Consider the following 24,735-nt stretch of genomic DNA (forward strand, 5'->3'; position numbering starts at 1 on the left):
TTGCCATCGAACAGATGCCCTTCGATCTGGGACCTGAGAACCTCAACAAGCCTCATTTTCCCAGATCAGGGGCATCTGTTCATTCCGCGACACACCCACCAAACCGCACTACTCGCGGATCTGGGTCAGACGCCGGCGTTCAGAGGGCGGTGCGCAGCCGCGCTCAGAGGGCGGTGCGCAGCCGCGCTCAGAGGGCGGTGCGCAGCCCCTCGACGAGCGGCGTCGTCGGACGCCCGATGAGCTTCGAGAGCTCGCCGGTCGTCTCCGCGAGCAGCCCGTCGCGCAGGTCGGCGTCGAGCGCGACGACGAAGCCGGCCGTCGCCTCGTCGAGACCGGCCGCCCTGAGGGTCGCCAGGTGCTCCTCGGGCGTCACGGACCGGTAGATCACCGTGCGCCCGAAGATCTCGGCGGCAGCCGTGGCGAGGTCGTCGAACCCCCAGGCGACGTCGCCCGTGAGCTCGTAGGTGCGGCCCTCGTGGCCGGCGTTCGTCAGGACCACCGCGGCCGCCGCGGCGAAGTCGGCGCGGGTCGCGCTCGCGACGCGGCCCTCCCCGACGCTCGCGACGATCTCGCCCGTCTCGCCGGCCTGCCGCACCGTGGTGACGTAGTTCTCGGTGTACCAGCCGTTCCGCAGGATGGTGAAGGGCAGGCCCGACGCTCGGATCAGCTCCTCGGTCGCCTTGTGCTCCGGGGCGAGGACGAGCGTCGTCGTGTCGGCGTGCGGTGCGCTCGTGTAGACGATGCGGCCGACGCCCGCGGCGACCGCGGCCTCGATCGCGTTCGCGTGCTGCTGGACACGCTGCCCGACCTCGCTGCCCGAGACCAGGAGGAGCACGTCGGCGCCCGTGAACGCCGGGGTGAGAGTCGACGGCTGCGAGTAGTCGATCGCCGCGACACGGACACCTCGGTCCGCGAGGTCGGCCAGCTTCTCGCCGCTGCGCCCGGCGGCGACGATCTCGCGTGGGGCCAGGCCGCCCGCGAGGAGGGACTGGACGACGAGGCGGCCGAGGTGGCCGGTGGCACCGGTGACGACGACGGACATGAGCGATCCTCTCGATGGTTGAGCGTTCAGCACCCGGTACAACCATCGCGAGGCGGGATCGTTACCGCGGGCGTCAGGACACCGCGGGCGTCACGACACCGCGGTCGGCATCCGGCGATGCGCCGCCGCATCTGACTCGGCCCCGCTCCGCCTTCGTGGAGAGCCCGCCGGCGTCCCACCGGCCTGAGGTGGCCCGCCCTTGGGGGCTATCACTCCGCGACGCCGCCCGCCCGACGCGAGACGTCGACGGCGGCGGCGGTCACAGGTGTGGCCGACAGGGTCAGCGCAGCGGCTTGCCGCCGGTCGCGCCGAGACGGTCGCCGGTGACGTAGCTCGACTCCTGGGAGGCGAAGAACACGTAGAGCGGCGCGAGCTCGGCCGGCTGGCCCGGCCGACCGAGGGGCGTGTCCTGCCCGAACGACTCGACCTTCTCGCCGGGCATCGTCGCGGGGATGAGCGGCGTCCAGATCGGCCCGGGAGCGACCGCGTTGACGCGGATACCCTTCTCGGCGAGGAACTGCGCGAGGTTCTGCGTGAAGTTGAGGATCGCGGCCTTCGTCGCGGCGTAGTCGATGAGCTGGGGACTCGGCTGGTAGGCCTGGACGGAGGTCGTGTTGATGATCGACGAGCCCGGCTTCAGGTGCGGCACGGCGAACTTCGACAGCCAGTACATGGCGTAGATGTTGGTGCGGAAGGTGCGGTCGAGCTGCTCCGTCGTGAGGTCGAGGAGGCTGTTCTCGAGCGACATCTGGTACGCCGCGTTGTTGACGAGGACGTCGATGCCGCCGAGCTCGGAGACCGCCCGGTCGATGATCGACTGGCAGTGAGCCTCGTCGCGGATGTCCCCAGGAACGGCGACCCCCTTGCGCCCGGCCTCCTCGACCAGCCGTAGCGTCGCCTGACCGTCCTCCTCCTCCTCGGGCAGGTAGGAGATCAGCACGTCGGCTCCCTCCCGCGCGAAGGCGATCGCGACGGCCCGACCGATCCCGGAGTCGCCCCCCGTGATGACGGCACGCTTGCCCTCGAGCCGCCCGGATCCTCGGTACGTCTCCTCGCCGTGGTCGGGCTTCTCGTCCATCTGGGAGGTGACGCCGGGATGCGGGATCGTCTCGGTGCCCTCCTCCTCGGACGGGTACTGGGAACGAGGGTCCTGGGGAGTCGTCTGATCGCTCATCCCTCAGTGTTGGCACGATGCTCGGACCCCCGCCACCGGAGCCGACGCGACCCGGCGAGCACGACGACGCCGCCCTACGACAGCAGCCACGCGGGCACGCTCACGCCCGTGACCGGATCGGTGACTCGCCTCTCGTGATCACCTCCAGGCGCCTCGCCCGACCCGCGCGGCGGCGGCAGACCCGGCGGCCCGCCCGACCCACGCAGCGGCAGACCCGGCGGCCCGCCCGACCCACGCAGCGGCAGACCCGGCGGCCCGCCCGACCCACGCGGCCACGACAGCCCAGGCGGAGCGCCGACCAGGTCTCCGCCCGGGCCGTGGAACTCGTACCGGACGCGGGCGACGCCTCCGTCGTGTCCGGGTGATCCCTCGGAGCCGGGTGGTTCTCCGAGGGTGTGCCGGGTGATCGTCAGCTCGCGTCGATGGACTTCGTGGTGGTGGAAGTTGCACAGCAGCACGCCGTTGTCCACGGACGTGGCTCCGGTGTCGCGGTCCCACCAGGCGATGTGGTGGATCTGGCACCAGCGGGCGTGCGCGTCGCACTGGGGCCAGGCGCACTGCCGGTCGCGGGCGATGACGGCCCGTCGTTGCGGCCCGGTGTAGACCCGCTCGGCGCGGCCCAGGTCGATCGGCGCACCCTGGGCGTCCAGGACGATCCGGGTCAGCTCGCAGTCGCACAGCGCCGCGGCGAGCTCGGTGCCGGGCACCGGGGTGCCGTCCTCGAGCGTCGCCGGCTCGTACGACGTCCCCGGCTCGTACGACACCGCGCCCACCCCGGCCGCACCAGCCGCCTCCGCCGCCCCCGCCGCCTCGGCGCTCGTCGTCGCGCTCTCCTCGTCGCCGGCCCGGCGGGTGCGGCGGCGGTCGCGTTCGGCGCGGGCGGCGTGCCAGGTCTGCGCGGTCAGGACGAACGACACCTGCGCGGGCACGTGCGCGCCGGGCTTGGTGTCCTTGAACCCCAGGATCCGAGTCGCCATGGTGTCCAGCGCGTCCGCGCGCCGCTGACCGTGGTCCCGGTCGTCGTCCACCCCGGGCCGCGCGGTCACGGCCTCCAGCGCCAGCGCCAGCCGGTGCCCGGCCATCGAGTCCAGCCGACCCTTGACCAGGGTGCCGGCCGGGGTGTGGGTGAGCTGCACGAACCGCTCGGCCCGCTGCGCCTGGTGGTCCCGCTCCAGCCCGCCCGGGTCCACCGCCGCCGCCCACCGCGCCGCCGCGGTCGCGAACGTCCCGGCGTCCAGCCGCTCCGCGAGCCCGAGCAGGTGCCGCTGCCCCTCCGGGGACACCACCGCCACCCGCTGCACCGCGGTCCCCGCACCGGCCACCTTCGCGATCGCCCCCGCATGCTCCAGGCTGATCCGCCCTGCGGTCACCGCCGCCGCGACCACCGGCACCGCCGCCAGACCCTCGGCCTGCCGCACCTGGACCATCGCCGCCCGCGCCCCGGCCCGCGACGTGCGCCCCCGCCACGCCTCGAACGACCGATCACCCCCACCCCGCCACGCCCCCGACTCCCGCTCGGCCACCAGCACCGCCGCCCGCACCGCCGACAACCCGTCGATCACCCGATCCAGACCCGCCAGCACCGCACGCCGCTCCGCGACCGACCACCCGTCCGCCCCCCGCGCCGCCACCACCACCCGCTCCGCCGCGGCAACCACAGACGCCACATCCGGCGCCGGCGAGGCCACGGGTGAGACCGGACCGATCGACGAGCTGGGCACCGGCGCCGCCGCACCCATCCCCACCGCCGGCCCTCGCCTCGACTCGAACATGTGTTCGATCCTACCCGATCAGGACAAAGCAGACAGCCGAACAGACCGCCGAGTCCAACCGGGTGGCGCGCACGCAGCACCCGCACCACGATGCGGGTATGACCGCGCCACCGACCCAGCTCTCCGCCGTCCTCCTCGTCGGCTCCCTCAAGTCGTCGTCGGAGCCGTCGAGCAGCGAGCTGCTCGGCACCCAGGTGCTCGACGCCATGAAGCCGCACGGCGTGACCGGCACGGTCGTCCGGCTCGCGGACCACGACATCAAGCCCGGGGTCGAGCTCGACATGGGGCCCGGCGACGCCTGGCCCACGATCCGGGAGCAGATCCTGGGCGCCGACGTCCTCGTCCTCGCGACGCCGATCTGGATGGGCCAGCCGTCCAGCGTGACGAAGCGCGCGCTCGAGCGCCTCGACGCAGAGCTCTCCGAGGCCGACGACGAGGGGCGCCTGCGCACCTTCGGCCGGGTGGCGGTCGTCGCCGTCGTCGGGAACGAGGACGGCGCCCACCACGTGTGCGCCGAGCTGTTCCAGGCGCTGAACGACGTCGGGTTCACGATCCCGGCGGGCGGCGGCACGTACTGGGTCGGGCGGGCGATGGAGACGGTCGACTACAAGGACCTCGACGAGACGCCCGAGAAGGTCGCGGCCACGACCACGACGCTGGCCGCCAACGCCGCCCACCTCGCCCGGCTCCTCAAGTCGCAGCCGTACCCGCCGGCGTGATGCCGCACCACCGGCCACGGCGCCCACCAGCCGGCCGCTCCCAGCGCGCACCCAGCAACTGCCCGTAAAGTCCCCGACGTCCGTCGCCGAGCGCGCAGCTTCCACAGTCGCGCGCCCACCGTCGTCGGGCCCCCCGAACGATGAAGGGCACGATCTTGCGCCGACTCCCTCGCGCCACGGTGGCCGCCACCGCCGCCGCACTCCTGCTGCTCGCCGGCTGCTCCGGCGGCACCGACCCGGGCGACGAGGCGACGCCGTCCGAGACCTCGGCCACCGACGCCCCCGCCGAGGTCGAGCCGAGCGCCGAGGACGTCGCCGCGCTCGAGGCCGTCACGGTCACCGAGGGCGCGGAGGGCGCCGACCCCACCCTCGAGTTCGAGCAGCCGTTCACGGTGTCGGCGGCCGTCGCGCGCGTCATCACGGAGGGCGAGGGCGCGGCGCTCGAGGACGGTCAGGTGCTCTCGATGCACTACGTCGTCGTCTCGGGCGCCGACGGCACGACGCAGGGCTCCACGTACGGCGCCGAGCCCGATCGCATCACGCTCGGCGACGAGAAGCTCATCCCGGCGCTCAACGACGTGCTCGGCGACCAGAGCGTCGGAGCGCGCGTGCTCCTCGCGATCCCGGGTGCGGAGAACACCGCGCTCATGCTGATCGACGTCGCGGACGCGAGGTCGATCCCGACGCGCGCCGAGGGCGAGCCGGTCGTGCCGCCGGCCGGCCTCCCGGTCGTCGCGCTCGACAACGAGGGCGTGCCGAGCGTCAAGCCGGTCGACGGCGAGGCCCCGACGGAGCTCGTCGTCCAGCCGCTGATCAAGGGCGACGGCCCGCCGCTCGAGGCCGGGCAGACCGTCACCTTCAACTACAGCGGCTGGCTGTGGGACGGCACGCCGTTCGACTCGTCGTGGGAGGGCGCCCCGTTCACGACGACGCTCGGGACCCAGCAGGTCATCCAGGGCTGGGACCAGGGCCTCGCCGGCCAGACCGTCGGGAGCCAGGTCCTGCTGATCGTCCCGCCCGCCCTCGGCTACGGCGACCAGGAGCGCGGCCCCATCCCCGCGAACTCGACGCTCGTCTTCGTCGTCGACATCCTCGCGGTCGGCTGACCGCAGCCCTCTGCCGGCCCCCGCGCCTCGGCCGGCTCGGCTCCCCCCCGACGCCGAGAGTGACGTTCTGCCCCTCCTCGCACGACAATGGGCGGCAGAACGTCACTCTCGGCGTCGTCGTTCCCGGCTCGGGCGCCGGCGACGACCCCGTGCACGACGACGTCACGGCAGCCGGCGCGGAAGGTGGTGGGCCCGATGGCCCCGGGGACGGACATGACCGGCGTCTTCGTCGGGCTCGCGACCCTCGACGTCGTGCACCGGGTCGACCACCCGCCCGGCGCGGACGAGAAGGTGACCGCCACCCGGCAGGACGTCGCCGCGGGCGGCCCGGCCGCGGGCGCCGCGGTCGCCTTCGCCGCGCTCGGCGGCCGCGCCCGCCTGGTCACCGCCCTCGGCACGGACCCGATCGCCCGCCTGATCCGCGCCGAGCTCGAGTCGCGCGGCGTCGACGTGGTCGACGTCGCGCCCGACGACCCGACGCCGCCCGCGGTCTCGGCGGTGGCGGTCACGGACTCGACCGGAGCCCGCGCCGTCGTCTCCCGGGATGCGGCCGGGCACGACGTCGCCGCTCCACCCGACCTGGGCCGGCACCTCGCGGACGCGCTCGTGGTCCTCGTCGACGGGCACCATCCCCGGCTCGCGGTCGCGGCGGCCGAGGCCGTGCGCGGCGTCGAGCGCGAGCGCCCGGTCCTCGTCCTCGACGCCGGCCGCTGGCGCCCCGTGTTCTCCCGGCTCGTCCCGCGGGCCGACGTCGCCATCTGCTCCGCCGACTTCCGCGCCCCGGGCACAGCCGACGCCGAGGCGAGCGCGATCGCGCTGCTCGAGGCCGGCGTCGGCCACGTGGTCACCACGCACGGGGGCGACCCGGTCCGCTGGTGGCGGCCCACGCCGTCGGGCCACGTCCTGCGGCACGAGGTCGCGGTGCCGCGGGTCGACGCGGTCGACACCCTCGGCGCGGGCGACGCGTTCCACGGCGCCTTCGCGTGGTTCGTCGCGCAGCGCGCGTTCGACGACGACGGCACGGACGTGCGCCGGGCGCTCGACGCGGCCGCGCGGGTCGCAGCGCTGCGGTGCACGGTCGCGGGTCCGCGGGCCTGGCTCGACGTGCTCGCGGAGCGGCTCGCGGCGGCCGAGGTCCCGGTCGCCCGGTGACGGCCGAGCCGCCGCACCATCGCGCCCGGCGACAGCCGGGCACCGGCCACCGCGCCCCGCTCGATCCCGTCGACTGCACGCTCGACGACCTCGTCTCCCGTGCGGCGGCCCTCGCCGCGCCGGGCCGACGTCGCATCCTCGGCCTCGCCGGTCCACCGGGTGCGGGCAAGTCGACCGTCGCCGCGCACCTGGTCCAGGCGCTCGGGCCGGAGCGCGCCGTCCTCGTGCCGATGGACGGCTTCCACCTCGCGCAGGACGAGCTGCGCCGGCTCGGGCGCCAGGACCGCAAGGGCGCGCCCGACACGTTCGACGACGCGGGGTACGTGGCGCTCCTGCGTCGCCTCCGCGGGCCCGTCGCCGGTGAGGTCGTCTACGCGCCCGAGTTCCGGCGCGACCTCGAGGAGCCGATCGGCTCGGCGGTCCCGGTGCCGAGCGACGTGCCGCTCGTCGTGACCGAGGGCAACTACCTGCTGCTCGCCACGGGCGCGTGGGCACGGGCGCGCGCGCTGCTCGACGAGGTCTGGTTCCTCGAGCTCGGCCACGGCGACCGCATCGACCGGCTCGTCCGCCGGCACGCCGCCCACGGCCGGTCGGCGGACGAGGCCCGCGCGTGGGCGCTCGGCACCGACGAGCGCAACGCCCGCCTGGTCGCCGCGACGCGGGACCGCGCCGACCGGGTCGTCCGCGTCGTCGGCGTCGTCGGCTGACCCCCTCGGCGGACCGGGTGCGCACCCGCTGCCCGCGCCCCGGTTCCGATGCGGCAGAAAAGGTGCAAACCTACTGGGGTCAACGGCGCCATGACTCGTGAGCCACGAGCGCCTGGTCCTCGATGGAGAGGAAACCCCGTGAGAAGAGTCCTCACACGTGCGCTCGCCGGATCGGCGGGCCTCGTCCTGGTCGCCACGCTGGCACCTTCCGGTGCGGGAGCCGTCCCCGACGACGGCTCCGCTCCCCCCGAGAGCACCTCCACCGAGGCGCGCTCGGACAACCGTCCCGGCCCGCTCGGCCAACGCCAGGCGGAGCTGCGGAAGACGGCGATCGAACGCCTCGCCGAGGGCACCGCCACCGCCGACGCCGACGGCGTCGTCCAGGTCGCCGAGGGCGCCTTCGTCGAGACCGCCACGACCGGCGACGACCGGATCTTCACGATCCTCGCCGAGTTCGGCACCGGGTACCGGTCCCGCTGGGGCCGCACGCCCGGCCCCGTCCACAACCAGATCCCCGAGCCGGACCGCTCGGTCGACAACTCGACCTACTGGGCCCCGGACTTCAGCCGCGAGTACTACGAGGAGCTGCTCAACGGCGACGGCGAGTCCATGCGCACGTACTTCGAGGACGTGTCGAACGGCCTGTACTCCGTGACGAACGTCGTCACCGACTGGGTGACCGTGCCGTGGAACGCCTCGTACTACGGCGACAACGTGCGCGAGAACGACCAGCAGGGTGCGGGGCCGTGGGACTTCGTCGCCGACGCCGGCACCGCCTGGTGGGACGCGCAGATCGCGGCGGGCCAGACGCCCGCGCAGATCGATGCCTTCCTGTCGCAGTTCGACGTGTGGGATCGCTACGACTTCGACAACGACGGCAACTTCGACGAGGCCGACGGGTACATCGACCGGTTCCAGGCGGTCCACGCGGGCGAGGGCGAGGAGGCCGGCGCCGACCCCGACGCCATCTGGTCGCACCGCTCGTACGTGCGGGGCACGGACTTCAACATCACCGGCCCCGACGTCGGCGCGACGCCCAACCGCAGCGGCGGCGCGCAGATCGGCCGGTCCCGCTACTGGATCGGCGACTACACCGTCGAGCCGGAGAACGGTGGCCTCGGCGTCTTCGTGCACGAGTACGGCCACGACCTGGGCCTTCCGGACCTCTACGACTACGCGGGCGGCGAGAACGGCACGGCGTTCTGGTCGGTCATGAGCTCGGGCTCGTGGCTCAGCCACGGCGCCGAGACCAACGAGGGCATCGGCACCACGCCGGGCCTGCTGGGCCCCGAGGAGAAGCTGTTCCTCGGCTGGCTCGACTACAGCACGGTCGACCCGGGGCAGAGCGGCAGCTTCGTGCTCAACCCGTCCCAGCTCCAGGAGGAGGGCAAGGACCAGGCGGTCCGCATCAACCTGCCGGACGTCTTCACGTCGACCACCTACACGACGCCGGCCTCCGGCGAGGCCGCGTGGTGGACGGGCCGCGGTGACCAGCTCAACGAGCTCCTCGTCCGGCAGGTACCGCCCGCCGGGCGCGTCACCGTGACCGCGGACGCCTGGTACGACATCGAGGAGGACTTCGACTACCTCTACGCGGAGTACTCGCTCGACGGCGTCTCCTGGGAGCGCATCGGCCAGCCCGTCACCGGGACCTCCGACGGCGAGTGGGACCGCGTGCGGTTCTCGTACGTCGCCCAGGACCAGCCGTCCTGGTTCCGGTTCCGGTACCAGACCGACGTCGCGGTCAACAACCCCGGTGCGTTCATCGACAACATCGTGATGAAGGCCGGCTCGCGCGTCCTCTTCACCGACGACGTCGAGAGCGGTGCGAACGGCTGGACGACGACGGGGCTGTGGCAGGTCAGCAACGGCACCGTCGAGGGCTTCAGCGACCGCTACTACCTCGTGGAGAACCGCGAGTACGTCGGCTGGGACGACACCCTGCGCACCGGGCCGTACCAGTTCAGCCGCCCGTTCACGATGCCGAGCTGGGTCGACTTCTTCCCGTACCAGAACGGGATGCTCGTCTGGTCGGTCGACCACTCGCAGCCGGACAACAACGTCTCGCAGCACCCGGGCACCGGGAACGCGCTGGTCGTGGACGCCCGGCCCGAGTCGTTCACGTACTCCGACGGGCTCGGACGCCCGACGAACCGGCGCCAGCCGTTCGACGCGACGTTCGGCCTCGAGCCGACGGACGCGGTGTGCCTCTACTCGGAGCGGCTCGAGGGTGAGACCGTCGTGCCGCGGGAGGCGTGCGCGCCGAGCAACCCGGGCATCCCGGTGTTCGACGACAGCGACCCGGACGCGTACTACTCGCAGGACAACCCGCAGAACAGCGTCCGCCTCGCCGGTGCCGGCGTGAGGGTCACGGTCACGGGCGACGCCGGGGACGACCTCACCATCGACGTCGTCAACCCCGCGCAGTGAGCGGGGGCGACGGCACGATCGGCAGGCGCCCAGCATGACGGCGAGGGGTCGCCGAGCAGCCAGCTCGGCGACCCCTCGCCGTCGGGCCGTTCGACCCACGAGCGCCCCTTGCACCGCTCATTAGCATGAAGCGCGAGCCACACTCCGACGAAGGAGACCCGCATGGACACGGCGACGACGCCCCGGATCCGGAACGTGGCCCTCGTCGGCCACAGCTCGAGCGGCAAGACCACGCTGGCCGAGGCCCTGCTGCTGAGGGCCGGTGCGATCCCGCGCGCCGGCCGCGTCGAGGACGGCACCACCGTGTGCGACTTCGAGGCCGAGGAGATCAAGCGCGGCATCTCGCTCTCGCTGGCCGTCGCCCCGTTCGACTGGACCGCGTCCGACGGCGAGTCGTACCGCGTCAACCTGATCGACACCCCGGGATACGCCGACTTCGTCGGCGGGGTGGATGCGGCCCTGTCGGTCGCGGACCTCGCGGTGGTGGTGGTGAGCGCCGTCGACGGGATCGAGGTGGGCACCGAGCAGGTGTGGGAGCAGTGCCGAGCCGCGGGGATCCCGCGGCTCGTCTTCGTCACCAAGGAGGACAAGGCCCGCGCCGACTTCCGCACGCAGCTCGCCCGCCTGCGCGAGCGCTTCGGCTCAGGCTTCGTCGCGCTCGAGCTGCCGATCGGCGAGGAGGACGCGTTCCACGGGGTCGCCGACGTGCTGAGCGACCAGGGCTTCGCCTACGACGACGCGGGCCGGCACCCCGCGCCCCTTCCCGACGACCTGGCGGACGAGGAGCACCGCCTGCACGACGAGGTCGCGGAGGAGATCGTCTCGGGGGACGACGAGCAGCTCGAGCGGTACCTCGCGGGCGACGTGCTCACGGCGTCCGAGCTCGAGCGGACGCTGGCGCACGAGGTCCGGGACGGCGTCGCGTTCCCGGTGCTGGTCGGCTCGGCGACGACGGGTGTCGGGATCGACCGGCTCGCCGACTTCCTGTGCGAGATCGGGCCCTCGCCGGCCGACCGTCCGGCCCGGGTGCGCGTCGGGGACGCGCCCGACGCCGACGAGATCACGGTCGACGCCGACCCCGCGGGCGACCCGCTCGTGTACGTGTTCCGGACCGTCGCCGACCCGTTCGTGGGGCAGGTGTCGCTCTTCACGGTGCTCTCGGGCACGGTCACGAACGAGCAGCGGCTGGTCAACACCACGACCCGGGCCGAGGAGCGGCTGCACGGGCTCTTCCGGCTGCGCGGCAAGGAGCACCTGCCCGTGGACCGGGTCGTCGCGGGCGACATCGCGGCCGTCGCGAAGCTCGCCGCGAGCCCGACCGGCTCGGCGCTCGCGTCGCGCGGGACCCCGGTGCGCGTCGTCGGGCCCGAGCCCCGGCCGACGCCCTACGCGGTCGCGCTCAAGCCGGTCACCCAGGCCGACGACGACAAGCTCTCGGGGGCGCTGGCCCGCCTGTGCGCCGAGGACCCGACGCTCGTGGTCGAGCGGTCGGGGCAGTACGCGCAGACGGTGCTGCGCGGGGTCGGCGACACGCACCTCGCGGTCGCGCTCGAGCGGCTCGCACGCAAGTTCGGCGTCAACGTCGAGACCGAGCCGGTCCGCATCCCGTTCCGGGAGACGATCGCGGGAGCGGCCGACGTCGAGGGCAAGGTCAAGAAGCAGTCGGGCGGGCACGGGCAGTTCGCCGTCGCGCAGCTACGGGTCAGCCCGACCGAGCGCGGCAAGGGCGCCGAGTTCGTCGACTCCGTCGTCGGCGGGGCCATCCCGCGCAACTACCTCCCCGCGGTCGAGCGCGGCGTGACCGACGCCATGGCCGCGGGCGGACCGCGCGGCTTCCCGGTCGTCGACGTGCGCGTCGAGTGCTACGACGGCAAGTACCACTCGGTCGACTCGTCCGACATGGCGTTCCGCACGGCGGCCGCGCACGGCCTCCGCGAGGCGCTGCAGGCGGCCGGCACGTCGGTGCTCGAGCCGGTCTCGCGCGTCACGGTGACCGTGCCGGGCGAGAGCCAGGGCGACGTGCTCGGCGACCTCAGCACGCGCCGCGGGCGGATCCTGCACACGAGCGCACTCGACGACGGGCGGCAGGTCATCACCGCGATGGTCCCCGAGGCCGAGATCGTGCGGTACGTGCTCGACCTCCGCTCGCTCACCGGGGGGCGCGGCACGTTCGAGGCGGTGCACGACCACTACGACGTGCTCCCGGACCACCTGGTCGAGCGCGTCACCACGCAGGCCGCGGTCGCGGGCGCACGCTGACCCTCCGACCTGTCAGACCTCCCGCGGCCCCCGGCACGCGCACCGCCTGACAACCCCGTCGGAGCGCACACCTGTCAGACGTGTCGCGCTGCCCGGGGCGCGCATCGCCTGACAGCTCCGCGGTAACGGGAGGAATGGGGACGCGTCAGTCGACCTCGACCACCGGGCGGCCGTCCTGCCAGTCGAGCGGGAGCACGTTCATCGCGCGGTACGTGTTCTGGCCGTACCAGGAGTGGAACACCAGGCGGTCCTCGCCGTCGGGCCCGACGACGACGTCCTGGCCGCCCGGGCCCACGTACTCCGCGTCGCGGTACGTCGTCAGGAGCGGCTCGGGGTCCTTGGTGTAGGGACCCGTGACCGCCGGCGCGGTCGCGTAGCCGATGGCGTACGCGCTGCCGCCGTAGTCGTTGGCCGAGTAGAGCAGCACGTAGCTGCCGTCGCGCTCGACGAGGGTCGGCGCCTCGACCAGGTTCCCCTCCCACGGCTGGTCCTGCGTGACGAGGCGCACGGGCGGCCCCGCGAGCGCGAGCCCGTCCGCGGTGAGGGGCGCGAGCTGCAGCCACGTGTCGAGCCCGCAGCAGTTCCCGTCGTTCTTCCACAGCAGGTACTGCGTGCCGTCGGCGTCGAGGAAGGTCGACGCGTCGATCGCGCCGCCCTCCTCGGGCGGGCACACGAGCATCGCGTCGCCCACCGGCTCGAACGGCCCCTCCGGCGCAGACGCGACCGCGACCCCGATGCACTGCAGCGCGGGCCGGAAGCTGGTCGCCGTGTAGTAGAGGACGTACCGGTCCGGCGCGAGCCGGGTGACCTCGGGGGCCCACGTCTTGCCGGGCACCACGTAGGCCGGCAGCCGCGGCAGGGCGTCGTCCAGCTCCTCCCACTCGACCAGGTCGTCCGACCGCGCGACACGCACGTTCCGGCTGTTCCCGTTGGTCGCGTACGCGTAGTAGGTGCCGTCGACCTCGAGCACGTCGGGGTCGGGGAAGTCGTCCGCGAGGACCGGGTTGTCGCCTCCCGCGCCGTCCCCCGCAGTGCCCGACGACGTCGCACCGGGAGCCGACGACGGCGCGGGGGAGCCGGCGTCGTCCGTCGCGGACCCGGCGTCGTCGCCCGTACCGCAGGCCGCGAGCGCGAGGACGAGCGAGACGGCGAGCGCCTGGGCCCCTGGCGCGCGCACCCGCTCAGCCCTTGAGGCCCGAGCGGGACACGCCCTCGATGATGAAGCGCTGGAGGAAGACGAACAGGAGCAGGACCGGGACGCTCGCGATGACCGCGCCGGCCATCAGGAGGTCGTAGCGCACCGCGTTCGCCGACTGCAGCGTCGACAGGCCGGCCGGCAGCGTCTGCTGGTCCGGCCCGAACAGCACGTACACCGGCCACAGGAAGTCGTTCCAGTTCGTCAGGAGGGCGAGCAGCGCCAGCGTCGCCAGGGCGGGACGCGAGAGCGGCAGCACGACCTTCCAGAAGATCGCCCACGTGCTCGCACCGTCGAGGCGGGCCGCCTCCTCGAGCTCCAGCGGGATCCCGAGGAAGAACTGCCGCAGGAAGAACACCCCGAAGGCCGACGCCGCCGTGGGGACGATCACCGCGAGCAACGTGTTCAGCCACTGCAGCTCACCGACGATCAGGTAGTTCGGGATGATCAGGATGACCGGGGGCACGAACAGCGTGGCGATGATCAGCGCGAAGACGATCTTCTGGCCCCGGAACCGCATGCGGGCCAGGGCGTACGCCGCCAGCGCCGACGTCGCGACCACCAGGAAGGCGTTCGAGAGCGCCGCGATCATGCTGTTGGCGAACCAGCGCAGCACCGGCGTGCCGCTGGCGGTGAGGATCGACTCGTACGCCTGCGTCGTGAACGGGTTCGGGATCCACTGCGGCGGGTAGGCGCCGGCGTCGGCCCGGGTCTTGAACGACGTCACGATCATGAAGATCAGCGGGCTGAGGAACAGCAGGCCGACCAGGACGAGCAGCAGGTAGCGCAGGAACGTCCGCGCGCCGCGTCCGGCGCCGCCCTCGCCCTCCGCGGTCGCGGGCGGGCGGGCGCGGCTCGAGCCCGCGGTCGTCCCGCGGCGCACCGTCGTGTCGGTCATGTCAGGCCTTCCTCTCCCGGAACAGCCAGAACACGGCGAGGCTGAGCAGCATGAGCGCGAGGGTGAGCGCGTAGCTCATGGCCGCAGCGGCCCCCATCTGATAGTTCCGCAGGCCGGTCTCGGCGATCTGGTAGATCGCCGTGCGGGTCTCGCGCCCGGGACCGCCCTGGGTGATGAGGTACGACTGCCCGAACATGTTGGCCGACGCGATGATCGTGATGACGGTGACGAACTGGAGCACCGGCCGGAGCCCCGGCATGGTGACGTTCCAGAACTGCTGCCACCTGTTGGCGCCGTCGACGGTGGCGGCCTCGTACAGCTCCTTGGGGATGTCCTGGAGCCCGGCGAGGTAGATCACGGCGTTGTAGCCCAGCGTCCACCACACGGTGACCCCGACCAGGGCGATCCAGGCGGCCGGGATCGACGTCGTCCACGCGGTCTCGCTCGGCAGGCCGACCAGGTCGAGGTAGTAGTTGACGAGCCCGATGTTCCGGTCCAGCAGGTACCGCCACAGCACGGCGACCACCGCGACCCCGAGCACGTACGGCGCGAAGTACACGGCCCGGAACAGGTTGCGCCCCGGGAACTTCTTGTTCATCACGAGCGCGACCAGCAGCGGGATCACGAGGAGCAGCGGGACGCTGAACAGCGTGAAGATGCCGGTCGCCTGCATCGAGTTCCAGAACGACTCGTAGATGAGCGAGTCGGGACGGAACAGGTCGGAGTAGTTCTCCCCGCCCACGAAGGGCTTGCCGGGGAGCGTGTAGTCCCACCGGTGCAGGCTGATCCACAACCCGAGGACGATCGGCGCGATGACGAACGTGCCGAAGAGCACCAGGTAGGGCGCCAGGAACAGCCAGGGCGCCAGCTTCCCGTGGGTCGCCAGGCCCCGCCGCGGCCCGCGACGGACGTCGTCGACCCTGACGCCGCTCTGGGGGGCCGCGACGGGGGTGGACGTCATGGTCAGCCTCCGAACTGCTCGAGGTTGCGCTGCATGAGCTCGGTCGCCTGGCTGGTCGCCTGACTGAGCGCCGCCTCGGGGGACGCGGAGCCGAGGATGGACTCGGACACCGCGGGCTCGAGCTCGTCCGCCTGGACCTGGCCGATGCCCGGGACGGGCGGCAGGAACCGCAGCGTGTCGATCTTCTCGGCGATGACCTCCTGCGACATCCCGTCGAGGGCGCCCTCCTCGCGGACGGAGTTGCGGGCCGGGATCATCCCGGACCCCGCCCACTCGCCGGACTGCTCGGACATCCACGCGAGGAAGACCTGTGCGGCCTGGTACTTGTTCTCGTCCTCGGTCGCCTGGCGCGTGATGAAGAAGTTGTGCGAGCTGGCCCAGACGCGGTCGTTCTCGCCGAACACCGGGATCGGCGCGATCGCCCACGGCATGCCGGTCGCCTTGAGGTCGTTGATCTGCCAGATGCCGTCGAACGTGATCGAGTTCTCGCCGTTCTTGAAGGCCTGGTACTGCGTGTCGATCGCGACGTTCGGAGGGCTGTAGCCGGCGTCGACGATCGAGCGCATCCACTCGAGCGCCGCGACGCCCTCCTCGGAGTCCCACAGCGCCTCGGAGCCGTCCTCGGCGTACGGCTCGCCGCCGTTCTGCCAGAGCAGCGACAGGTAGATCAGGTGGGCAGGCCAGAGCGTGGGCATCCAGAACGGCTGCTGGTACCCGGCCGCCTGCAGCTTGTCGAGCGCGGCCATGAACGACGCCTCGTCGGTGGGCGGCTCGGTGATGCCGGCGGCGGCGAACTGCTCGGTGTTGTAGTACATGGCCAGCGAGTGGACGTCGAGCGGGATGCCGTAGCGCTGGTCCTTGTAGATGCCCGCGTTCCAGACCTCCTCGGGGAAGTCGCTCTCGTCGAGCTCGAGGTTCTCCGCGACGGAGTCCACCGGCACGATGACGTTGCGGGCGGCGTTGGTGGCGAGCTGCTCCATCTGCATGGCTCCCACCTCGGGGCCCTCGCCGGCCTGGACCGCAGCAGGGAGCCGCTGGTAGAAGTCGGCCCACTGGATCGTGTTCTGGACGACCGTGATGTTGTCGTGCTCGGCGTTGAACTCCTCGACGAGCTGGTCCATGAACGGTCCGTCACCGCCGGTGAACCCGTTCCAGTACGACAGCTCGACCTCGGGCCCGGTGTACTCACCGGTGAACTCCGGCGCCTCGCCGCCGCCCTGGGCGGCCTCCTCCGGCGTCGCGCCGCCGCCGCAGGCCGCGAGGGCGAGCGCCGACGTCGCGGCGACAGATCCGAGGACGAGGCGACGCCGCTGCGAGCCTGACCGGTTTCCCGTGGTTCTCATCGTTGAGCTCCTTGGTGAGGCTGTCCGGGCCCGCGTGGTTGCGGGCGGACAGGTGGACCTGTCGTTCCTGTAGGTCGTTCGTACCGCGAACGTCCAGGTTCGGCACCCGCTGGCGCGACGCACTTGCCTTCCGTCACCATTCCGTGACCTTCTCCGGCGTCCGCCCCTGGCCCCGGGCACCTGGCGAGGGCGACGTCCCGCCGCTCGCCACGAGCGGATGGCCGGCGGGACGTCGCACTCGGCGGGGGTGGGTCAGTCGGCGTAGACGCGGAAGTAGTCGAACTCCGACGTGGCCGGCTCCGGGTTCGCGTCGGGCCGCAGCCCGTGCGAGATCAGACCGATCCGGAAGTCCGTCCCGGCCGGCAGGGTCCACGTGCCGCCCGCCACCCAGGTGGATCCGTCGTTGCTCGTGAACGCCTGGAACTCGTTCTCCCCGGCCGCGTCGGTCCGGTGGACGATCCGCAGCCACGTCGTGTCGCCGGGCGGGCCGATGATCGTCCCGCCGTAGGACAGCCCGTCCGCGAACGGCATCTCCTTGCCGAACTCGGTCTGCCGCGTGTTCCAGATCGCGACGTGCGACAGGCGCAGCCACAGGTCGTCGTTCGCGTAGACGACCAGCCCGCCCTGCTGGAAGTTGCGGATGTCATCCGTGCCGAGGTCGATCTGGAGCTGCGTCTCGACCGTCCAGTCGCCCTCGGGCGGGTCGCGCAGGAGCAGGCCGGCCGTGCGGCCCGGTCCGCCGAGGTCGCCCGCCTCGACGTCCCACGTGAGCTCACCGTCGACCACCGTGGCCTCCTCGGCGTCGAGCACGGTCCAGCCCTCGAGGTCCGGGCCGGCGAACTCGTCGCTGTACTCCGGCAGCAGCGTGCCGGGCGTCGGCCGGGGCACGGCCTCGGTCACGGGCTCCGCCGCCTCGACGACGGAGAGGTTGTCGACGTGCACGCCGCCGTCGCCCGCGTACGCGCCTGCCTGGCCGTTGAGCCGCGTACCGGCCGGGAGCGTCAGCTCCACGTCCGCGAGCGGGTCGAACAGCCGCGCCTCGGTCAGCTCGGCGGTCGCGACGCCGTCGCGCACCTCGAGCGCGAGGCTGTGCCACGTGGCGGTGTGGCCCTCCGGCAGGGCCTGGCGGACCTCCGCGGTCGTCTCGCCGCGCCGGACCGTGCGCAGCACCAGCTCGCCGGCCGCCGGGTCGACGAACGCCTGGATCGCCGTCCCGGTGCTGTTGCGCTGCTTCGGACCCTCGGCCTGCCAGCGCGAGGCGGCGACGAGGCCGTACGCGGCGGCGTCGGCGGCGTCGGCCAGGCGGAAGTCCGCCTCGACCCGCACGTCACGCGGGGCCGACGGCTGCGTGACCAGCAGGTGCTCCCCGTCACCCGAAGCCGCGGCGTAGGTGCCGGACTGCGGGTCCTCGGCCGTGGTCCACGCACCCTGGTCGTCGAAGCGGTGCGGCAGGCCGTCGTCGAAGGTCGTGACGAAGCGCCCGTCCGTGACCGGACCGGGCATCGGGCCCTCGGACGGCCCCGCGCCGGCGTTGACCTCGGGCCAGCCGTCGATCCAGTCGAGCCGGTCCATCAGCATGGGCCGCTCGTTGATCCCGAACGGCTCGTCGAGGAACGGGTCCTCGCGGTCGAGGGCGTGGTAGACGATCCAGTCCTGTCCGGCGAGGTCCCGGACCACGGCGTTGTGTCCGGTCCCGATCCAGGTGTTGCCGTTCTGGTAGAGCGTCGGCGTGCCGCCCGCGCGCGAGTCGAGCAGCGGGACGCCCTGGCGGTCGACGTACGGACCGGTGAGGTCCTGCGACCGGCCGACCTGGACGCTGTACCCGGTCGTCGGGCCGGCGCAGCAGTTCGCGGTCGACGCGAACAGGTACCACCAGTCGTCGCGCTGCACGACGTACGCGCCCTCGAACTTGTTGTCGATGGCGACCTGGGTCGGCTCGCCGACGGCCTCGGTGCCGGTCTCGTCGAGCTCGGTGACCCAGATGCCGCCGTAGTACGAGCCGTAGAACAGGTACTCCGTGCCGTCCTCGGCCATCACGTGGTTCGGGTCGAACGTCCACAGGTAGTTGTCGGGCCCGGCGCGCCATGGGTCGACGACGGGGTCGCCCGAGTCGGTCCACGGGCCGGTCGGGGTGGGCGCCGTGGCGACGCCGACGGCGTTGTCGTTGCGCTCGGGGCTGAGGTTCGACTCCGTCACCACGTAGTACAGGCGGTACTCGCCGTCGACGTAGCGGATGTCGGGCGCCCACAGGGCCGCGTTCACGGCGGTGTCCGCCCAGGACGGGATCGTCGCCTCGGTGAAGGCGTCGCCGACGTACTCCCACTCGACCAGGTCGGCCGACCTGGAGATCGGGAGCAGGTGGCGCGTCCCCTCGCCCTCGAGCAGCGGGTCGGTCGTCCCGTACGCGTACCACCAGCCGTCCTTGCCGCGGATCACCGCGGGATCGGCGTAGGTGTCGGCGAACTCGGCGCTGATCGGGTTGGTGGACGACGGCGCCCGGTCGGGTCCGCGCGCGGTGACCGCGGTGACCGCGGCGACCCCGGTGCCCGCGCCCGACGCCGGGATCGCGCCCACCAGGGCGAGAGCGACGGCCGTGGCCACCGTGGTGAGGGCGGACACCGTGGTGAGGGCGGACACCGTGGTGAGGGCGGACACCGTGGTGAGGGCGGACACCGTGGTCAGGACAGATCTGCGACTGCTCACGGCTGCTCCCGTGGTGCGCTCGGCCGCGTCGTCGTCGACGCTCGCGTCGTCGTTGACGCTGCCCTCGTTCCTACTCCCGGCGCGCCGGTGCCGCGCGGCGAGGCGGCCCGAGACGCCCGGTTTCACCCCCGAGCTGTCCTCGGGCGCGGCGTGGGAGGGTCACGGAGCGGCACCGAGGCTCGTCAGAAGGCTCTTCGCGGCGTCCAGCAGGTCCTTCTCGAGCACGTCCATGCCGAGCACGTCGAAGTTCTTGATGCCCTGCTTCGTGAGCACCTCCTTGGCCACGGCTGCCGGCACGTCCCGAGGCACCACGCCGAACCACTTGGTCCGCGCCAGGTCGATCGTCACGTCGACCTTCTGCGAGTTGACCCACATCCCCTGCTCGGTGAGCCGCTCGAGGCTCCGGCGGATCTGGCCGCCCTTCTCCGTCTTGATGACGCCCTCCATGATCGACTCGACGGTCTCCGTCACCTTGGTGCCCTCGAGCTTGGCGCGCTCCTCGAGCTCCTCGAGAACGTCGCGTGCGTACCGCCGCAGCTCGCGCTGGTCCGCCTTGGTCTGCTTCGAGCTGCCGATGTGCAGCTTCTCGGCCGACGACGCGCCCGCCTTGGCCTCGAAGACCGCGACGATCTCGAGCTTGTCACCCACCCGGCGCACGAGGACGCCGTCCGTCAGCTGCGACCCGCGGAACCCGCGGATGAGGTGGCCCGGGAAGAACTCGAGCTCGCCCGCGACGTCCTCGAGACCCAGCGCACGCTTGCCCGTGCCCTCGCGGAGCCACGTCACGACCCGGTTCTCCAGCAGCTCCTCGAGCAGCTGTCCCTTCACGCCCTCGGCGCGCTCGTCCAGCGTCTTGCCGTAGCCCTTGCGGACCGCTCGGTCGAGGGCGAGCTCGTCCAGGCCGGCCAACGCCGGGTGCCGGGTCGTGACGGTGCGCAGGGCGGCGGTGAGCTTCGGGTCGAGCGCCTGCGGGGTCTCCTTGAACGCGGCGGTCGACACCTTCAGCCGGTCGAACGTGAGCGCGACGTCGTGCGACGCGGTGCGCCCGAGCGGCTTCTTGCTCGCGACGGTCGCGTCGGCCGCGCGCAGGCTGCGGACCCCCGCGACGTCGGCCGAGACGCGCTCGCCCATCGCCATCGCGTAGGACCAGCGCGCGGCGTCGTCCCCGTAGAGCGACGCCATCCGGTCGGCCGTGTAGAGCGCGCGGCCCTGCTTGGCGAGCCGGCCCGCGGCCGGCAGCAGGATGCTCGCGGCGAGCACCGCGCGCTCGGCGTCCGAGAGCGCATAACCGAACAGGTCCTTGCCCGAGTAGGCCTCGTACGCGGCGACGGCGCTCCCGACGATCGGGATGAACCCGACGGCGAACTCGATGGCCTCGACGAAGAACGGTCGGTCGACGGGATCCGGCCGCACCTCGATGATGTCGGCGGGCAGCTCGGACGCGGCGCGGTACGCGGCGTACAGGTCGGGGCGCTCCACGAGCAGGAGCCGGTCGAGCGCCTGCTCGGCGGTGACCCTGAAGAAGTCGTCGTCGGGCTCGTGGAACACCTGGGCCCGCAGGAGCGCCGCGTTGATCTCGTCGACGACCGTCTTGGTCTGCGTGTTGTAGCGGATGTAGAGCTTGGTGTCGCCGTGGACCACCCGGTAGACCGACTGCAGCTTCCGCTGGTTCTCGGCGACCAGCGCGTCGTACTCGGCGACCTTGTTCTTGTAGGCGGTCAGGTCGCGCTGGATCGGTCGCAGCCGCTTCTCGGCCATGATCGTGCAGGCCTCCTGCCACGCGAGCTCGGCGCTCATGAACGTGGTGGCCTGGGCCTTGAACCCCTCGACGAGCACCGGGCTGGACCGGAGCATCTCGGTCATGATCCCCAGGGTCAGCCGCATGATCGCGATGCGCTGCGACGTCTCGATCCCGCCGCGCAGCACCGCGGCCAGCTGCGCCTGCTGGACGCGGAGCTGCTTCTTGAACGGCGCGAGGTCACCCATGGCGGCGGGCCGCTACTCGTCCTCGTCCCACTCCCAGCCGTCGGGGTCGACGCGCTTCCACCGCGGCAGGTCGTCGTCGGGCCGCAGGACCACCAGCGGCGTCGGGACGTGGGTGAGCCACGGCTCGCCGACCGGGATCTCGCCCTGCGGGGCACCGGTCCGCTCCATGATCTCGGTGAGGATCGAGACGTAGAGCGGGTCGTCGATGTCCGGGAGACCGCCGAGCGGGTCGTCCGGGTCGACCTCCCCGCCGCGCCAGATCTTCCCGGTCTCGAGGTAGTAGGCGATCGCGGCCTCGAACCCGGGCCGCGCGGGGACGACGACGCGCGCCGCTCCCGAACGCAGGAACTCGAGCCACGCCGGGTCGGCGTCCTGCCGCAGGAACCGCTCGGCCCAGGTGCTGCGCCGGCCCCAGTAGTACGGGTAGCAGACGTACTGGAGCTGGTCCCACTCGAAGGCCTGCTCGAAGAACCGGATGAAGCTGCCCTCGTCCTCGGCGTCGGTGAAGTCGAAGTACGGCGGGTCGGTGTCCTGGGTCGCCTGGAACTGGCCGTACCGCTGCCGCGTGACGATCGAGATGCAGTGCTTCTTGAGCTCGTCGCGGACCGTCTGGAGGTTCTGCGTGGGCGGCGCGACGAACCGCGACGAGGACCGCTGCGCCTCGGCGTCGGCCTTGGCCTGGATCTCGGCGACCTGGCTGTCGTAGACCTGGACCTTGCGCTGGTACGCGTCGACGAGCTTGTCGTAGGTCGACAGCTGCCAGGCCTCGTAGTGCTCGAGGGTGCGGGTGAAGACGGCGTCGACCGATGCCGAGTAGGTGTTCGTCTCGTACGCGAGCAGGTGCACCGGCAGCTTGCTCTGGCCCTCGTAGGCGTCCGACGTCAGCAGGCCCATGTCGAGCGAGACCCGTCCGATCGAGTGGTCGGAGCCGACGTCGGTCGTCGTGCTGCCGGGCCGCCACACCCGCTGCGACCGGCCGACCGTGACGGCGACCGTCAGGAGGTCGTCGGTCAGCGCCATGAGCTGCACCGTCGCGCGGTACGGGCGGTACCCGGCCGGGATGGCGAGGTCCGGCGTCAGGGTGCTGCGCGGCTGGCCCTCCTCACCCTCGTCGTCGGCCCCCTCGCCGTGCATGACCGTCGACGACGCCGTGACGAAGACCGGCGGCGGCGTGGTGATCCCCTCCGCCCCGTAGAGCGCGGCGAGCGGCCGGTAGCTGACCTCGTCGATCGCGGTGGCATCAGGGGCGCGCGTCTCGAGGGGGATCGGCGGAGTGGGCAGCGCGAGCTCGGCCGTCGACCGCTCCAGGTGCCAGACGTAGGACGACGGCTCCGGCACCATGAAGTCGAACATCTGGCGGATGCCGTAGTTGAAGACCTGGCTCTCGTAGACCTTCTCGATGAACTGGTAGACGCCGCTGACGTGCTCGGTCGTCGTGTTGGTGAGCTCGTGGAGGTTGACCTCCTCGCGCTCGCGCGTGATGCGGCGGACCTGCTCCTCGCGCACTCGCTCGATCACCCGTTCGAGCGAGCGCTCGATGACGTCGCGCGCGTAGGTCTGCGCGCTCGTCGTCGAGTCCTCCGTCGAGGTGGAGCTGCTCGCCCGGACCTCGCTCGAGAACTCGACCGAGGGGCCGTACCGCCCGGAGAGGGAGAGCCCGAACCCGAACTCCTGGTCGCGCTTGACCGTGCGTGAAGCCTCGCGGTTCAGCTCGAAGCGGTCGGCCGTCTCGAGCTCGGTCTGACGCTCGGTCGTGGTCTCGCGCTCGGTCGTGAAGGTTTCCTCGATGCGCTCGAGGGCACGATGGTTGCGGGACCTGGTCTCGCCGGCGAGCACGTTCTCGACGTGCGCGACGTCCATGCGCTGGTAGCGCTTGAGGTGCTGCTTGACGACGAGCAGGTCGGCCACGCCGACGTCGCGGAGGTAGGGGCGTTCGTCGTCGTCGACGTCCGGCGGCGGCGGGAGAGGCGCGGGACGCAGGCCCAGGCGCACCCGCCGTTCGAGCTCGGCGGTCAGCCTGTCGACGACGACCTCGAGCGGGTGCGCGGTCGGGTCCAGCTCGAGGTCGGCGAGGAGCTGCAGCGTCGGCTGCGACAGGCGCGCGACGGCGTCGGGCACGAGGGAGTACGGGACGCGCCGGGGGCGTTCGGGGTCGGCGTGCGCGTCGGCGCTCGCCTCCGCCATGTCGTCGGCGTCAGTGGGGCGGACGTCGACGCCCGGGACCACGAGGAGCCCGGGACGCGCGTACCCGGCCAGCTCGGCGACTGCCTGCTGGACACGCGTCGCGGCGGACAGGTCGGGGGCACGGCCCCACAGGCGTGGCGCCGACCCCTGCGCGACGGCGTCGCCGGCTCCCTGCCCGACGGCGCCGTCGGCGTCCTGGTCGCCCCGCGCGCGGCGCGCACCGAGCCCGCGTGCCGGCTGCCCGACGACGTCCCTCAGCGCAGCCGGCAGCCGCACCGGGGCGTGGAGGTAGCTGCGCAGCCGCTGATCGGTCCGCCGACCGCCGTCGACGACGAGCGCGTGGAGCCGCAGCAGCCGCTCGAACCGCCCACGGTCCTTCGCGCCGCCGCGCACCCGGCGAGCGAGGACGGCGTCTGACAGGGCGTCCAACGCGTCGGCGAACCGCTCGGAGGCGGCCCCGGGCCAGCCCCCCTCGACCGCGGCCCCATCGGACGCGGAGATCTCGGACGCGGAGGTCTCGGACGCGGAGATCTCCCGGGCGAGCGCGGCGACGAGATCCGCAGTCGTCCCCCCGCGGCACAGCACGTCCCGGGCGAGGGCCACGACGCGTCGGGTGTCGGTCGAGTCGAGCACCGCCTGCCCGCGCTCGTCCTGCGCGAGGAACTCGTGCGCGATCGCGGTGCGCTCGTCAGGGCGCGCGTCGACGAGCGCGTGCAGGAGCCGGGACTCCACCAGGTCGACGCCGCCCGCGCCGCTCGGGTCGAGCTCGACCGGCGCGACCGGCCTCAGCTGCATGAACCGGAAGACGTTCTCGGTGGTGTTGCTCTGCATGGTGGCCGCCAGGGCTCGGGACGGGGAGCTGCTCCGGGTGCGGCGCCGTCGGCCCGTGCCCGGGCGACCGCGTCGAGTTCCACCCACCAAGGAGCAGGAGCCGTCCACCTACGTACATCCGGCTGCTTCACGGAGGAGCATCCTGTCGCGCCCTGTGGACGACCGCGTCGGCCGGCCGGCACGTGAGCCGCCCACAGCCCAGCCAAGACCGCCCAGGTGTGCATGACCCGCGAGGCGTCGGCGCGTTCGCTCCTAGCTTCGGCATCGGGCGGC

16 protein-coding genes are annotated in these 24,735 nt (G+C 72.6%); 6 read left to right on the top strand and 10 right to left on the bottom strand.

What is annotated here, in order from left to right; translation table 11 throughout:
- Positions 1–187: 187 nt before the first annotated feature.
- The 3 genes from HIR71_RS08200 to HIR71_RS08210 form a co-directional block, all read right to left on the bottom strand.
- Positions 188–1,042: an SDR family oxidoreductase gene (locus tag HIR71_RS08200; protein WP_169324578.1), complete on the bottom strand. Its 855-nt coding sequence runs from the start codon at positions 1,040–1,042 to the stop codon at positions 188–190.
- 280 nt (positions 1,043–1,322) lie between these two features.
- Complete coding sequence (locus HIR71_RS08205; RefSeq protein WP_169324579.1) at positions 1,323–2,216, bottom strand: SDR family oxidoreductase; 894 nt, start codon at positions 2,214–2,216, stop codon at positions 1,323–1,325.
- A 74-nt stretch (positions 2,217–2,290) separates the two neighbouring features.
- Positions 2,291–3,874, bottom strand: a complete 1,584-nt coding sequence (locus HIR71_RS08210) for an HNH endonuclease (protein WP_169324580.1) — start codon at positions 3,872–3,874, stop codon at positions 2,291–2,293.
- A gap of 212 nt (positions 3,875–4,086) precedes the next feature.
- Between HIR71_RS08210 and HIR71_RS08215 the strand changes: the two genes are divergently transcribed.
- From HIR71_RS08215 to HIR71_RS08240, 6 genes are all read left to right on the top strand, one after another.
- Positions 4,087–4,707 carry a flavodoxin family protein gene (locus HIR71_RS08215; protein WP_169324581.1) on the top strand — a complete coding sequence of 207 codons (621 nt, stop codon included), beginning with the start codon at positions 4,087–4,089 and terminating at the stop codon, positions 4,705–4,707.
- A gap of 155 nt (positions 4,708–4,862) precedes the next feature.
- Entirely contained in the window at positions 4,863–5,813 is a 951-nt protein-coding gene (locus HIR71_RS08220; protein WP_249051695.1) for an FKBP-type peptidyl-prolyl cis-trans isomerase, read from the top strand.
- Positions 5,814–6,008: 195 nt separating this feature from the next.
- Entirely contained in the window at positions 6,009–6,965 is a 957-nt protein-coding gene (locus tag HIR71_RS08225) for a PfkB family carbohydrate kinase (protein WP_169324583.1), read from the top strand.
- Positions 6,962–7,672 (top strand): nucleoside/nucleotide kinase family protein, encoded by a 711-nt coding sequence (locus tag HIR71_RS08230; RefSeq protein WP_169324584.1) that lies wholly within the window; start codon positions 6,962–6,964, stop codon positions 7,670–7,672. The genes HIR71_RS08225 and HIR71_RS08230 overlap by 4 nt, the downstream gene beginning before the upstream one ends.
- Positions 7,673–7,810: 138 nt before the next feature.
- On the top strand, positions 7,811–10,102 hold the full coding sequence (locus HIR71_RS08235; protein ID WP_311836179.1) for an immune inhibitor A domain-containing protein: 2,292 nt from the start codon (positions 7,811–7,813) through the stop codon (positions 10,100–10,102).
- A 162-nt stretch (positions 10,103–10,264) separates the two neighbouring features.
- Positions 10,265–12,361, top strand: a complete 2,097-nt coding sequence (locus HIR71_RS08240) for an elongation factor G (RefSeq protein WP_169324586.1) — start codon at positions 10,265–10,267, stop codon at positions 12,359–12,361.
- A gap of 145 nt (positions 12,362–12,506) precedes the next feature.
- On the opposite strand, the gene HIR71_RS08245 is transcribed toward HIR71_RS08240, so the two are convergent.
- The 7 genes from HIR71_RS08245 to HIR71_RS08275 all read right to left on the bottom strand — a co-directional run bounded on the left by HIR71_RS08245 (position 12,507) and on the right by HIR71_RS08275 (position 24,462).
- The gene (locus HIR71_RS08245; RefSeq protein ID WP_169324587.1) at positions 12,507–13,538 is read right to left on the bottom strand and encodes a glycoside hydrolase family 43 protein; all 1,032 of its coding nucleotides are present in this window, start codon (positions 13,536–13,538) and stop codon (positions 12,507–12,509) included.
- A 4-nt stretch (positions 13,539–13,542) separates the two neighbouring features.
- A complete protein-coding gene (locus HIR71_RS08250) occupies positions 13,543–14,454 on the bottom strand; it encodes a carbohydrate ABC transporter permease (protein WP_169324588.1) in 912 nt (303 codons plus the stop codon).
- 1 nt (position 14,455) lies between these two features.
- On the bottom strand, positions 14,456–15,415 hold the full coding sequence (locus tag HIR71_RS08255) for a carbohydrate ABC transporter permease (RefSeq protein ID WP_169324589.1): 960 nt from the start codon (positions 15,413–15,415) through the stop codon (positions 14,456–14,458).
- Between the two features lie 2 nt (positions 15,416–15,417).
- Positions 15,418–16,758, bottom strand: a complete 1,341-nt coding sequence (locus tag HIR71_RS08260; RefSeq protein WP_169324590.1) for an ABC transporter substrate-binding protein — start codon at positions 16,756–16,758, stop codon at positions 15,418–15,420.
- Positions 16,759–17,010: 252 nt separating this feature from the next.
- Complete coding sequence (locus tag HIR71_RS08265) at positions 17,011–19,587, bottom strand: glycoside hydrolase family 43 protein (RefSeq protein ID WP_211373951.1); 2,577 nt, start codon at positions 19,585–19,587, stop codon at positions 17,011–17,013.
- A 33-nt stretch (positions 19,588–19,620) separates the two neighbouring features.
- A complete protein-coding gene (locus HIR71_RS08270) occupies positions 19,621–21,447 on the bottom strand; it encodes a pre-toxin TG domain-containing protein (protein ID WP_169324591.1) in 1,827 nt (608 codons plus the stop codon).
- Positions 21,448–21,459: 12 nt separating this feature from the next.
- Entirely contained in the window at positions 21,460–24,462 is a 3,003-nt protein-coding gene (locus HIR71_RS08275; RefSeq protein WP_169324592.1) for a hypothetical protein, read from the bottom strand.
- Positions 24,463–24,735 lie beyond the last annotated feature (273 nt).

Origin of the sequence: Cellulomonas fimi (genome assembly GCF_012952065.1) — a bacterium.
GTDB lineage: Bacteria > Actinomycetota > Actinomycetes > Actinomycetales > Cellulomonadaceae > Pengzhenrongella > Pengzhenrongella fimi_A.

Excerpts from the sequence above, each read along its gene's own strand:
- HIR71_RS08275 (WP_169324592.1), bottom strand. The coding sequence starts at position 24,462 with ATGCAGAGCAACACCACCGAGAACGTCTTCCGGTTCATGCAGCTGAGG.
- HIR71_RS08215 (WP_169324581.1), top strand. The coding sequence starts at position 4,087 with ATGACCGCGCCACCGACCCAGCTCTCCGCCGTCCTCCTCGTCGGCTCC.
- HIR71_RS08250 (WP_169324588.1), bottom strand. The coding sequence starts at position 14,454 with ATGACCGACACGACGGTGCGCCGCGGGACGACCGCGGGCTCGAGCCGC.
- HIR71_RS08240 (WP_169324586.1), top strand. The coding sequence starts at position 10,265 with ATGGACACGGCGACGACGCCCCGGATCCGGAACGTGGCCCTCGTCGGC.
- HIR71_RS08200 (WP_169324578.1), bottom strand. The coding sequence starts at position 1,042 with ATGTCCGTCGTCGTCACCGGTGCCACCGGCCACCTCGGCCGCCTCGTC.
- HIR71_RS08270 (WP_169324591.1), bottom strand. The coding sequence starts at position 21,447 with ATGGGTGACCTCGCGCCGTTCAAGAAGCAGCTCCGCGTCCAGCAGGCG.
- HIR71_RS08205 (WP_169324579.1), bottom strand. The coding sequence starts at position 2,216 with ATGAGCGATCAGACGACTCCCCAGGACCCTCGTTCCCAGTACCCGTCC.
- HIR71_RS08260 (WP_169324590.1), bottom strand. The coding sequence starts at position 16,758 with ATGAGAACCACGGGAAACCGGTCAGGCTCGCAGCGGCGTCGCCTCGTC.
- HIR71_RS08225 (WP_169324583.1), top strand. The coding sequence starts at position 6,009 with ATGGCCCCGGGGACGGACATGACCGGCGTCTTCGTCGGGCTCGCGACC.
- HIR71_RS08255 (WP_169324589.1), bottom strand. The coding sequence starts at position 15,415 with ATGACGTCCACCCCCGTCGCGGCCCCCCAGAGCGGCGTCAGGGTCGAC.